Origin of the sequence: Mesorhizobium sp. M7A.F.Ca.AU.001.01.1.1, from assembly GCF_004022735.1 — a bacterium.
Taxonomy (GTDB): domain Bacteria; phylum Pseudomonadota; class Alphaproteobacteria; order Rhizobiales; family Rhizobiaceae; genus Mesorhizobium; species Mesorhizobium ciceri.
The window spans coordinates 1-13,249 of the sequence record NZ_RZPF01000075.1; the positions used below are offsets into that span (position 1 = coordinate 1).

10 protein-coding genes are annotated in these 13,249 nt (G+C 55.5%); 9 read left to right on the forward strand and 1 reads right to left on the reverse strand.

Annotation, left to right across the window (positions count from 1 at the left end):
• The 9 genes from EN884_RS07170 to EN884_RS07210 all read left to right on the forward strand — a co-directional run.
• Positions 1-2,069, forward strand: a 2,069-nt coding sequence (locus EN884_RS07170) for a helicase-related protein (protein WP_128360513.1), incomplete at its 5' end; no start/stop codon positions are given.
• Entirely contained in the window at positions 2,057-3,112 is a 1,056-nt protein-coding gene (locus EN884_RS07175) for a phospholipase D-like domain-containing protein (RefSeq protein ID WP_082826468.1), read from the forward strand. The genes EN884_RS07170 and EN884_RS07175, both read left to right, overlap by 13 nt.
• Positions 3,066-4,805, forward strand: a complete 1,740-nt coding sequence (locus tag EN884_RS07180) for a site-specific DNA-methyltransferase (RefSeq protein ID WP_245462691.1) — start codon at positions 3,066-3,068, stop codon at positions 4,803-4,805. The genes EN884_RS07175 and EN884_RS07180 overlap by 47 nt, the downstream gene beginning before the upstream one ends.
• The gene (locus EN884_RS07185; protein WP_063168131.1) at positions 4,802-7,492 is read left to right on the forward strand and encodes a DEAD/DEAH box helicase family protein; all 2,691 of its coding nucleotides are present in this window, start codon (positions 4,802-4,804) and stop codon (positions 7,490-7,492) included. Before EN884_RS07180 ends, EN884_RS07185 begins: the two co-directional genes overlap by 4 nt.
• 45 nt (positions 7,493-7,537) lie before the next feature.
• Entirely contained in the window at positions 7,538-8,062 is a 525-nt protein-coding gene (locus EN884_RS07190) for a hypothetical protein (RefSeq protein ID WP_127224114.1), read from the forward strand.
• A gap of 112 nt (positions 8,063-8,174) precedes the next feature.
• Positions 8,175-10,073, forward strand: coding sequence for a DUF262 domain-containing protein (locus EN884_RS07195; protein ID WP_063168129.1), 1,899 nt, complete (start codon positions 8,175-8,177; stop codon positions 10,071-10,073).
• Positions 10,074-10,279: 206 nt separating this feature from the next.
• Positions 10,280-11,071: a HipA family kinase gene (locus tag EN884_RS07200; protein ID WP_206617027.1), complete on the forward strand. Its 792-nt coding sequence runs from the start codon at positions 10,280-10,282 to the stop codon at positions 11,069-11,071.
• Positions 11,068-11,919: a DUF3037 domain-containing protein gene (locus EN884_RS07205; RefSeq protein WP_063168127.1), complete on the forward strand. Its 852-nt coding sequence runs from the start codon at positions 11,068-11,070 to the stop codon at positions 11,917-11,919. Before EN884_RS07200 ends, EN884_RS07205 begins: the two co-directional genes overlap by 4 nt.
• Positions 11,920-12,135: 216 nt before the next feature.
• Positions 12,136-12,750 (forward strand): recombinase family protein, encoded by a 615-nt coding sequence (locus tag EN884_RS07210; RefSeq protein ID WP_063168126.1) that lies wholly within the window; start codon positions 12,136-12,138, stop codon positions 12,748-12,750.
• 149 nt (positions 12,751-12,899) lie between these two features.
• On the opposite strand, the gene EN884_RS38945 is transcribed toward EN884_RS07210, so the two are convergent.
• A partial coding sequence (locus EN884_RS38945) for a hypothetical protein (RefSeq protein WP_206617565.1) occupies positions 12,900-13,249 on the reverse strand: 350 nt, incomplete at its 5' end.

Genomic DNA, 13,249 nt, shown 5'->3' on the forward strand with positions numbered 1-13,249 from the left:
GGCTGTACGAGGGTGTTTCCGCTTACCTCCAGAATCCGGAATCCATCGCGTTCGGCTCCAAGCCGAACCAACTCGTTTTGATCGGCGCGCGCAAGACGCTCGGTTCGTCCGTCGCTGCCATCACCATGTTTCTGGAAAATGTCATTGGCAGGCTTCGGAAGAACCAAGTGGCCGATGAGAGCGTCGTTGAAGACATCGACGACACGGCGGAGGTCGGCGAGGAAATCGCGGACGACGCTATGTTGGCTGCGGAGAATGGTCAGGGCGAAAAAGACGACGAGGGCGACGCATCGTCCGATGCCATCGATCCGAAGAAACTGGCCGCCGAGATAGCAGAGCTTGACGGCTACCTTGCCCTTGCTCGTTCCATCGGCTCTAACTCGAAAGGCGACAAGCTTCTTAGCCAGCTTCCGGGCGTGCTCGACGAAGTGGTCGCGCGTGGCGGCAAGCGAAAAGCTGTCATCTTCACCGAGTCCGTCCGTACACAGCGCTACCTTGCTGAAATCCTGTCGCAGAGCGGGTATGACGGGCAGATCGTGCTGATGAATGGTAGCAACAGCGACAAGGAGAGCCAGAAGGTTTACGCGGCCTGGAAGAAGGAGAAGGAAGGCACGGACGCTGTCTCCGGTTCGAAAAGCGCGGACATGAAGTCGGCCATCGTGAGCGCCTTCAAGTCGGACGACAAGTCGATTCTCATCGCGACGGAATCCGGCGCGGAAGGCATCAACCTGCAATTCTGTTCCCTGATCATCAACTTCGACCTGCCTTGGAATCCCCAGCGCATAGAGCAGCGCATTGGCCGTTGTCATCGTTACGGCCAGAAGATCGACGTAACAGTCGTGAACATGCTGAACCTGAAAAACCAGGCGGAAAAACGGATTCACGATCTTCTAAAATTCAAGTTCAACCTGTTCGACGGCCTGTTCGGGGCGAGCGATCAGGTTCTCGGCTCTATCGAATCTGGCATCGATTTCGAAAGGAAGGTCTTGGCCGTAGTCCAAAGTTGCCGGACAGAAGCGCAGGTAGACGAGGCGTTCAAGAAGCTCGAATCCGAGCTTGAAGAGCAGATCAAAGCCGATATGGCCGAGACCCGCCAGCAACTGTTCGACCTGTTCGACGCGTCGATCGTGGACATGCTCCGGCAGCGGGGAACGGAAATCGAACGCACCATGTCCGATTTCGAGCGCCGCCTATGGTTGCTGGCGCGCGCCGAGCTTCCGGAAGCGAAATTCCACACCGACGGAATTGCCCGGTTCGATCATGACGGGAAAACGTGGTCGACCGCTTGGCCCCAAGCGGACGAGCAAGGTTGGCAATTTTTTCGTTTGGGAGACGGAACACTGGCCGATCGCCTGGTCGAGGTTGCCCGCACACGCGACCTACCGGAAACGAAACTTGCCTTCGACTACAAGGTCTACCGAGCCGACGGCCAGCCCCGGCTTTCCGACCTTGAGCACGTCGGCGGCAAGAGTGGCTGGCTGAAGGTTTCACTTTTGAAGGCGGAGACCGCAATGGGATCGCGTGATAGCATTGTCATTGCGGCCGTGACGGACGACGGGCAGGTGCTGGCCTCCGAAACGGCCGAGCGCTTGTTCCAGATACCCGCATCCATCGCGGCGATTGATGCCGAATATCCGGCCAACCGCATGGCCGGGATCGACAGGGAAGCGTTGGGCGCTGCGCAAAAATCCGCCGAGGACGAAAACCGGAAATGGCTCGAAGAGGAAACCGTCAAGCTTGAAGCCTATGCCGAGGATCTCGAAAAATCGAATGACATACGTGTCAGGGAACTGGACCTGGAGGCGCGCAACGCCCGGCGGGCACTTCGGGCCAATCAGGCGATTCCGCTAGTCGAGAAGGTAGCGGAAGAACGCCGGATCAAGAAGCTTGAAGGCGAGCGGGATGACCTCAAAATGTCGACCTTCCAGACGCTCCGCGAAATCCGGAAGGAGGTCGACAGCAAACTCGACGAGGTCGCCGCGAAGCTGGCGATTACGCCCAAGGTAACACCATTGCTGACGGTGAGGTGGGAGGTGCTATCGGGGGGCAGCAGCCTATGGATGTCTTAGTCCAAAGTGCTGGAACGGCAGAAACGCTTGGCAATGCAGTCAGAGCATGGAGTGAACATCGCCCGTGTACAGGGTTCTGGGTAGCCGCAGCCTACGCCACTGTCTCGGGAGTTCGTGAATTGCTTGGCGCATTAACGATGATGGATGCGCCTGAAACGCATTGGCTCGTGGGGCTAGATGACTATATCACCCAACCCGGAGCTCTCAGGTTGATTCAATCTCTTCCTGGAGCGCAAATTCGCGTTGCAGGCCTCTCAAGCAAAGATGCGAGGTTCCATCCCAAGCTGTATTTTTTCAAGTCAACATCGAAGGAAGAGACCAACCTCCTAGTTGTCGGTTCGGCCAATCTGACTCGTGCTGCTCTCCGTAAGAATTGCGAGGCCAACGCAATTGGCACTGGAGGCAAGAATTCTACTGAAGCCTTTGATGCGGCTTGGTCGCAGTTGTGGAGCATCGGCGAGGAGCTTACAGCGGAGAAATTGAGCGAATACGAGCAAACCTATCTAAAGATTCGACCGCTCCGAGACGCTATCGCGCGACTGACCACAGGCAAGAATGAGAAAGAGCCTCCTGTAAAGAAAGCTTTAGATTCCGACCAAACCGAAGTAGATCCAGCGCTCGCCACAACGTGCTGGATTGAGGGTGGCAATATCACGTTGATGGGAAAGGAGCTTGAGTTTAAAGCGGAGCAAGCGCTTTTCTTTGGGCTTTCCTCAAACGGCGGAGAGGATTCATATTTCAATTTCAAAACCTCGGCAGGGACTGTCGCTAAACTCAAAATGCGGTATCAGCAGAATCACATGTGGCGACTTCAACTGAACGATGAAGTTCCTGAGGTGAAAGTCGGGCTCAGACCGAAAAATCCAGATGGCAGTTTGGGCAGGTCACCGTATGTCGCCGTATTTGAACGGACAAAAATTGGAGGCACCTTCGTACTCGGGTTCCTTCATTTGGAGTCCAAAGAATTTTCTAGGTTGAAACGTCAATCTGAAAGATATGGGGCGACTGGTAGCACCATCGCGCGGCAATACGGATGGTTTTAACGTCGGAAAAATGATGAACGGATCAAAAAAACTAGAACTAACTTGGGTTGGAAAAGGCTCATCGCCTTCGATCGAACCACGTATTCTGGTTCCAGATGATGATTTCTCGCATATCGCAAGCGAGAAGAAGACTGGGGATCTTTATGCGAACTCTCTGATTCAGGCCGATAATCTATTAGCGCTTAAATCCCTCCAAGACGAGATCGGAGGTATGGTGAAGTGCATTTTTATTGACCCTCCGTATAATACCGGATCTGCATTTGAGCAATACCAGGATGGTGTTGAGCATTCTCTTTGGCTAAATTTACTAAACGATCGAATTAAGCTTCTCTACAATCTATTGGAGCCAACCGGTTCCTTCTGGGTGAGCGTTGATGACAACGAAGCGCATTATCTGAAAGTTATGTGCGACGAGGTGTTTGGTAGAGGTAATTTTATCGCGAATGTAGTCTGGCAGAAAAAGTATACCGTTTCCAACGACGCTAAGTATTTCAGCGACAACCACGATCATATTTTGGTGTACGCAAAAGAGCGAGAACGTTGGTCCCCCAATCGCCTGCCCCGCTCTGATGAAATGAATGCACGATATTCAAATCCGGACAATCATCCGAAAGGTCCATGGAAGGCTACACCACTGCACGCGAAGAGCGGCAGCGCGAAGGCAAAAGGATTCAGCTTTCAGTTCAAGAATGGGTTCGTTTGGCGGCCCCCTTCAGGAACCTTTCCAAGATTCTCTGAAGAGTCGTTGCGACGGATGGACGAGAACAGCGAGATTTGGTTTGGACAAGGCGGCACTTCACAGCCATCACGAAAGACCTTTCTTTCGGAGTTGTCGAATACGGGAACCCCACCGCTGACAGTGTGGCTAAGTTCAGATGTCGGGCATAATCATGAGGCCAAAACCGAGGTAAAGGCATTCAATCCGGATGATGTCTTCGCCACTCCAAAACCCGAGCGCTTGCTTCAGCGGATTCTTCACATTGCCACTAGTCCCGGTGATCTCGTCCTCGATTCATTCGCAGGGTCCGGGACCACGGGGGCAGTCGCGCACAAAATGGGCCGTCGTTGGATCATGGTCGAGTTGGGCAACCATGCTGTCACCCACATTGTCCCGAGGCTGAGGAAAGTCATAGATGGCGATGATCCTGGCGGCATAACGGCAGCGACCGGATGGGAAGGCGGAGGCGGGTTTCGGTTCTATCGCCTTGCGCCGTCGCTTCTGGAAAAAGACCGTTTCGGCAATTGGGTTATATCCAAGGAATACAATGCTGCCATGCTAGCCGAGGCGCTCTGCAAGCATCTAGGCTTCACCTATGCGCCCAGCCAAGACCCGGCCGAATACTGGCGGCACGGGTACTCGACCGAAAGCGATTTCGTATTCGTGACGACCCAGTCGCTGACCTATGACGCGCTGAAAAAGCTATCGGAGGAAGTCGGATCCAAGCGCAGCCTGCTGGTTTGCTGCAAGGCCTTTAACGCGAAGGAAGACAGTTTTCCGAACCTGACGGTGAAGAAGATTCCTCATTCAATCCTCGCGAAGTGCGAATGGGGTCGAGACGACTATTCGCTAAAAATTGCGAACCTGCCGGAGAAGGTGGATTTCGATGAGGTGGCGGAGCCGGACGCGTCGAAGCGCGGCAAAGCCGCAGCGGCAGCCTTGCCGCTTTTTGACAATGCGGAGGATGAGGCATGACCTCCCAACGGCTGCTTCAGCAGATAAAGGCTCGCCTTTCACTGCGCACGCCCCAGGCTGAGGCGCTCGACATCTTGGCGGACGTGCTCAACACCATCGAATTTTCCAAGGGCGCTGATCCCGTCGTCGCACTTGACGCAATCAAGGCGACCTATGCCACGGTGACGGATTTCGAGCGCGATTTCCCGTCGCTCTGTTTCGCGCTTGCGACAGGGGTCGGCAAGACGCGCCTCATGGGCGCTTTCATTGCCTATCTCTATCTCTCAGGACGGTCGAAGCACTTCTTTATCCTCGCACCGAACACCACTATTTACGACAAGCTCGTCGACGATTTCAGTCGGCAGAACTCCTCAAAATACGTATTCCGGGGCATCGCTGAATTCGCGCAGCTTCCGCCCATAGTCGAGACCGGGGACAACTGGGAACGCGGCTACGCCGTGCGTGGCGACCTTCTGGGCCAGACCGCTATCGTGTTCATCTTCAACATCGACAAGGTGAACAAGGAGCAGGGGCGCATCCGTAAGCTCCATGAATATATCGGCGAGTCCTATTTCGAGTACCTGTCGGCCCTTCCGGACCTTGTCCTCTTGATGGACGAAGCGCACCGCTATCGCGCCAAGGCGGGCATGAACGCCATTGCCGAACTGAAACCTGTTATCGGCCTCGAATTGACGGCGACACCACGTTCGGTTGGAGCCAAATCGGTTGCGTTCAAGAACGTGGTTCTCGATTACCCGCTTGGACAGGCGATGGCCGAGGGCTATGTGAAAGACCCGGCCGTCGCCACTCGCGAAGGGTTTCGCGTCGACAGCATCACGCCGGAACAGCTTGAACGGATGAAGCTTGAGGACGGGATTCACTGCCATGAAAACACTAAGGCAGAGCTAGCGATCTATGCACAACAGACCGGGCGCAAGCTTGTCCATCCCTTCATGTTGGTCGTGGCGCAAGACACCACGCACGCCAGCGAAATCCGGCGATACCTGGAATCGGATGGTTTCTTTCGGGGGCGCTACCAGGGTCGCGTGATCGAGGTTCATTCCGGAACGCGCGCGGAGGAGACTGAAGAGGCGACCGAGAAGCTTGTCGCACTGGAGCATGATGCGACGACCGATATCGTCATTCACGTCAACAAACTGAAGGAAGGCTGGGACGTAACCAACCTCTACACGATCGTCCCATTGCGCGCATCGGCTTCCGACATTCTGACGGAGCAGACGCTTGGACGTGGCCTGCGGTTGCCTTATGGCCAGCGCACGGGCGTGGAAGCCGTCGATCGCTTGACCGTCATCGCGCATGACAGGTTCGACGACGTAATCAAGGCAGCGCGCGATCCGGACTCGCTCATCTCGATTAGGAAGACCGTCATTGTCGGCGGCAGCGGCGACGTGTCGAATCTCGGCGCGCATGTGGTCGAAGCTCCTTCGAATGTTGAAACGATGCTTACCGGAAAAGCGGGAGCGTTTGAGGAATCCGAACAAACGTCTTACGTCTTCGAGACCCAGGAAGAGCGTGAGGTAGCGAAAGTCGCTTGGGATGTGATCCAGCGCGAGTTCGAACGCCGGATCAAGACCGGGATCGAAAAACTCGACACGCCAGAGATACAGGCTGAAATCACCAGCATCGTGAAGGCGGTCATGGCACCTGAACAGCGATGGTTCGAAAGTTTCGAACGAAAAACCGATGTCGCAGCGACCGTCGCTAAAGTCACGAAACAGATCGTCATGCACACGATTTCGATTCCCGAAATCGTCGTGCTGCCGACGACGCAGGTAAATTTTGGATTCAAGGATTTCGACCTTTCGAATCTCGAAACAATCGCCAGGCAGCCGCTCTCCGATCAGATCATGGTCCAACGACTCCGCGACGAGACGCGCGCCTTCCTTGCTCGCACGGTGGAAGGCTCGAAGGAAGAACGCTTAGAGAGCTATGTTGTCCGCCATCTCATGGACATGCCAGAGGTCGATTACGACACGCAGAGCGAGCTTCTGTTCAAGCTGGCGGGGCAGATGGTGGCGCGGCTTCAATCATACCTTGCGACCTCCGAGGACGTGGAGAACGTCCTTTTGACGCACGGCAAAGATCTCGCCAGGTTCATTTTCCAGCAGATGATGACGCACTATTGGGAGACCCCGACCGATTACCGAGCTAGCGTCTCAAGGGGTTTCGTCGTGATGAAGCCCCAGGCCTACAACGTCCCCAGCGAGGCATTCGTTCGGGATTTCCGAACGCCAGTCAGCCCGCTCAACCTTACACCAAAATATGTCTTCGAAGGTTTCGCCAAGTGCTGCTATCCGTACCAGAAATTCGACTCCGACACAGAGCGGGAATTCGCGGTCATCGTGGAGGCTGCCAGCGAAGCCGGAGTGTTGCGCTGGATGAAACCCGCAATCGGTCAGTTCAGGATCGAATACGCGTCCGGGCAGTCATACGAGCCGGATTTCGTGGTCGAGACTACCAAGGACAAGTTCATCATTGAGATCAAGGCGAAGAATGAGATGGCCGACCCGATTGTTCAGGCGAAGGCCAAGGCTGCCCGGAAATGGGTGCATCACGCAAATGAGCACGCCAGGGATACGGGCGGAAAGCCGTGGACTTATGTGCTCGTGCCACATGACGCGGTGAAGCCAAGCGCGACGCTGGCCTCGCTGGTTTCGGCCTATTCGCAGGCAGGGGAGCTTGTTTGAGGGCGTGACCAAGGTTTTGAAAAGGCCCGAGGGGGCATCGGTCCAGTGACCAGAATGAATCATGAAAGACCGATCTTCAAACTCCTGGCTGACCTCAAACGCGACAAGAGCAGAACGCCGCCAGAGAGCTTATTAAAACTGGAAAAGAAATATTCTTCGACCTTGCAGAGCAACGATGGCACCAAGCTAAGAGGATCTTCGGAGAAAAAGATCATCCATGAAGTGGCGCTAGGAATTTTCGATCATGTGAAGCGGCACAACGATGTTCGGGTCATTCACTCTCTGCTGAATGCCGTCGAAAAGGAAGTTTACAAATCGGCGATCAGCGAATGGTTTCGCCGTTATGGAAGGGTCGACACGGACGGCACCGGAAAATTCTCTCTATGCAAGGACAAGAATTTTGATCGTCCTTCGGCGGTTCAAAATCCCTTCTGGACGCTCACGCCGATTTTCACAAAGCAGCGGCCGTTCAATTTCGCCCGAGAACTAGAAAAACTCGTCGACAGGGCGACCGAACGGGCAGACAAGCCATCGCCCAGCGATGTTGTTGATCCAATCCTTCTCTCGTAGATAAAGCGGCTGATTGGGACACGCAGGTGAAGGCGCGAGGATAGCTTAAAACTATAAGTGTAGTTTGGCTCAGCGAATTATAAGCACACTCGATTAGGGGCGAATAGGGCTAATGCGACCATTTACAAGATCGATCATAGAGCTTTTTGACGGTAAGAGACGCTACCTGATTCCGCTGTATCAGCGGCAATACGCCTGGAAAGTGACCCCCCAACTGGAGTTGCTTTGGGAGGATATTCAGCGGGCTGCGGCAAAGCTTGAGGCGGAAGGCGTGTTATCTGCGCCCCACTTCATGGGAGCGATCGTGATCTCGCAGGTGAAAACGTTCGGCAAGCAGGTGCAGGCGTTTGAGGTCATTGATGGCCAACAGCGCCTTACGACCTTCCAGTTGCTCCTGACCGCCCTAAGGGACGTGGCAGCCTGCCACTCACCCGAATATGCGGACGAGGTAGCCAAGTACATCTTCAACGATGGTGTAATGGAGCAGCCAGAAGTCGAGCGGTTCAAGCTTTGGCCGTCACTCACCGACCGTGCTTCTTTCATCGGAGTGGTTGACGCTGAGGACAAGTCGGATGCGGCAACCTTCCGTTTGGATGATGAGCAGGGTGTGGTTCGCCCGTCGGTAGCGGCGCATGCGTTCTTCAAGGATCGCATCGAAAAGCACGTCCGGCCGAATGGTGAATATGATGCCTTTCGCATGGAGAAGTTGTTTGAGGCGTTACGCGTCGGGTTGGCAGCAGTATCAATCGAACTTGAAGGTGGCGATGACGCTCAGACGATCTTCGAAACGCTTAACAGCCGGGGAGTCGATCTGACCGCCGGTGATCTCATGCGTAACTTCATCTTTCAGCGAGCGAAAGGGTTGGGACAGACCAAGGGTTCTCTGAATGTAGACCGCCTGTACCAGGATTTCTGGCTCCCGCTCGACGGTTGGTTCTGGAAGGAAGGGGATACACGCGGTCGTCAGACGAAGTCCCGCCTGGATTGGCTGCTTGTCGACCACCTTACAATGAAGAAAGCGGAGACCGTTTCGGTCGACGATCTCTTTGAATCCTATCGCAGATGGATTTTGGACCTCACGCCGTTCACCTCCATCAAAGCTGAGCTCGAATCGATCGCAGCAAGCGCGGCAGTTCATCGACGGCTATCGGATCAGTCGACCGATGATCCTTTGGGACGCTTCGGGCGCTTTACCAAGGCGTTCGACGTGTCAACGGCCATGCCTCTCGTGCTCTATCTAGCGGGCGAAAGCGCGCTGGACGAAGGCGAGCTGCCCGATGCTCTCCGGCTGATCGAATCCTATATCGTCAGGCGCGATATCTGCGGCCTCACGACCGCCAATTACAACAAGTTCTTTGTCGATATGATCGCAAAGCTTCGCGCGGGCGGCCAAGTGTCAGTCGCGCGTGTTCATCAATTGCTGTCCGCGAGTCAGGCGGATGCGATCCGTTTCCCGCCAGACAGCGAATGGAAGGCGCAATGGCTTGGTCGCGACCAATACAAAGGGAGTCGTCAGCCGCGCCTTCGGTATCTGTTCGAGGCGCTTGAACACCAGAAAAGGAACGATCGCAGCGAAGTCGTCGCCATCCGGAGCGATTTGACGCTCGAACACATCATGCCGCAAAAATGGCGCGAGAATTGGCCCGTTCCGGGTTTTGATCACGTTGCGGCCGGCGAGGTGGATATTGACCAGGTTGCTCGCGAGGTTGACCGCGACAAGATCATAAACAAGCTCGGCAACCTCACACTGCTGACCCAGAAGCTGAACACGTCGGCTTCGAACGGATCGTTCTCGACCAAGATGCCTGCTGTGAGAGCACACACGGCGCTCGCGCTGAACCGGGAACTCCATCAGTACCAGGCATGGGATGAGGAGACCGTCTCACACCGTGGAAGCGCGCTGTTCGATACGGCGCTTTCGATATGGTCCGGCCCGACGATTGCTGAGCAGAATAATCAGAACGCAGGCGCAGGGCACGCGTTGACGCAGCAGGCCGACGCTGCGGAATAGGCGGCGCGGAAATGGGTTCACCATGCGAACGAGCATGCTAGGGAATGGGCGGAAACCGTCGTCCTATGTGCTTGTGCCGCATGATGCCGTGAAGCCGAGCTCGACGCTGGTGTCGGCGTACGCGCAGGCCGCGGAGTTGGTGTGACTGATCATAGTTTTTTGAGGGAGAGGGATGGCCAACAGCGCCGTCCCTGTGGGGGGGTGAATTGCTGGAGAGTGTAACGGCAACAGAGTTTCTGCGCCCGGCCTCTCAGGGTCGCACCGCTCCGATCCTTTTGATGTGCGAGGATGCGGCAGGAGAGACCGTCGAGGTTTTCTGCAAGCTATCCAGCGGATGCGATGCCGGGGTGTCGAGCTTGTCTCGGGAGAGCATAGGTGCCTGCTTGGCTGCGGACCTCGGATTGCCTGTTCCCCGTCCCTATTGGGTTCGGCTGCCCCCTGAGTTCATAGAGTCTGTTTCAGACGAGACTGTTCGCCAGAAGCTTGGCGTGAGCTCACCTGTCGGATTCGGATCACTGCGTGTTCCCAACCAGTTTGCAGCATGGGCGAAAGGCAATTTGATTACTGACACAATGATGCCTGACGCAACTGGTATTCTGATCTTCGATGCGATCATCCAGAATCCGGATCGACGCGACGGGAATCCCAACTGCTTGGTGAAGGGCGACAATCTGCGGATATTCGATCACGAGCTGGCTTTCATGACTGAGCAACTCCTGTTCTGGAAGCCGCCCTGGACACTAGGTGGCCTGAGTTGGGTCGGAGTGCCAGGAGCCCATATTTTCGTTGGGGGATTGAAGGGGCGGGATGTTGATTATGATCTCATCAAGGATCGCTGGGTTAACTTGTCAGATGAGGTGATTGCGAGCTATCAGACCGCAGTTCCGGACGAGTGGGCTGGCTCGGAGGCCGCCGTTCACGCAGCGCTTAAGCTAATTCGAGATGCACGAGACAACATCGACGGGTGTTTGGATGAAGTGCGGAGGATACTGAAATGAGCGATCGCCATCCCTACAACTTCATTGTCCTGCGTTATGTCCACGACATCGTAACCGGGGAGTTCGTGAACGTTGGCGTGATCTTGCATGTCTCACGTGAGGGCATCCTGAGGTGGCGCACGCGAAAGACCATAGGCCGTATCAAAAGCGTGTTCCCGGATCTCGATCGCGAGGCCTTCGTGGCTGCTATGCGGAGTGTCGAGCGGGGTATGCGTGGCGCTTCCAAGATGCTGCCCAAGGAGGGTCTGTTCAGGCAAGATCGCGGACTGGACTCCTACGCCAAGTCAATCGTACCGAATGACGACAGTTCCCTACAATGGTCACCTGTCAGCTCCGGTGTGACCAACGATCCATCGAAGACCTTCGAGCGTCTCTATGAGCGATTTGTTGGCCGCTACGATGTGACCGTGAAGGCCAGGAAGACTGACGAGGATATCTGGCGGCCCGTCCGTACCATGCTAGCCGAGCGGAATCTGAACGTGGAACTGGAAAAGAAGGTCTTATCCAGCAAAGCGGATAGTATCGAGTTCAAGCACGCATGGAAGAACGGCAGTTGGCATGCCTATGAACCGTTGTCGTTAGACTTGGCGGATGCTGATGGGATTAAGGACAAGGTCCGTCGCTGGCGTGGGCATCTTGCTGCTGTCGCAGATGACGCGCAAGAGCCGTTGAAGCTGCATTTCATTGTGGGTGCGCCAGAGAACCGTCAGCTTATGCCTGTCTACAAAAACGCGCTTGAGATCTTACGTGGCTCTCCATTCGCACCGGAGATCGTTGAGGAAACGCAGATCGCCTCATTGGTCGATGAAATCGAGGATGAAGTTCGGTCGCACAATCAGCGGATTTGATCCGTGATGGTGCAGCCTCCGCATGGCTAATCAGCAGCCATGTCGGAACGGCTCACGATCGTGAGGGGCGAGGATTAGGCACACAACTCTGTCTCGTCGAAAATCATTTGAGTATGCCTTTAGCGGACCGCGTTTTTAGGTGGTTCGATAATAACGTTTGACCACCCTAATCGTACCAGACAATATGAGACCATTCATATCGAACCGGGGCCTCATATGTTCGTCCGCGCCTATCTCCGAGCCTCAACGAAAGAGCAGGATGCCAACCGAGCCAAAGGTGACCTCCTCACGTTTGCCAAGGAACGTGGACTGCAAATCGCCGCTACCTATGTGGAGAATGAAAGCGGGGCCTCCCTCGCACGACCGGAACTCTTCCGACTCCTCTCGGATTGCCAACCAGGAGACATCCTGCTGATCGAGCAGGTGGATCGCCTCAGCAGGCTGAACGGTGCAGATTGGAATAAGCTAAAGGACGAAATTAGAGATCGACACATCAAGGTTGTCGCCCTCGACCTACCGACATCATGGGGCATGGCATCGGGGAATGCCGATGAGTTCATGTCCCGCATGGCAGACGCAATCAACAACATGATGCTCGATGTGATCGCGGCAGTCGCTAGGAAAGACTACGAGGATCGTCGGCGTAGGCAGACGCAGGGTATCGCGAAAGCCAAGAGCGAGGGAAAATATCGTGGCCGGCCTGAGGACAAGGCCCGCAATAAAGCGATCCAAAGCATGCTCACCAGCGGGCAAAGCTGGAGCACCATCATTTCGGCAACGGGATGCTCTCGGTCAACGCTGGCGAGGTTGGCAAAGGGAGTGGCGGGGTAAGACTGCCGGATGCCCGAAATTTTCGGCCGCGACATTTTGCACCCGGTTGCAAAGTCTCCCGGTGGCAGACTCATGCGAAGGGCCGTTGCGGCTTTTGTAGCTCCAAAGACGGCAGTTTCTGGGAGCATCGCGGCTAGTGTGCATTGGCTTCATTGAGTGTTCGATCTACCGAGGTGAGCCATGAAAGTCCGACAGAGCGACACGTTGTGCCGATGGATGAAGCCGGCTTCGGGGTATTCCGGCCCAGCGTAGGTCAATTCGATGTTGGACCATGTGGCCACCACCCAATCGGCGAACCTGTGTGCCTCACCGGGCGCCCCCCGCCAGTTCGTCGCTATACACTGCGCAACCGCCCGGCGCTGGTCATCCGGCCACGGTGCCGCAATGTTCGGCCAATGCTGTTCGGCAGACCGGTGTAACGTCTCCTCGATTGCCTCCAGCGTGAGCCGGACAACCGTCTGGTCAAGGGGGGACTGATTAGGGCCGGAAAGGGGGGCGG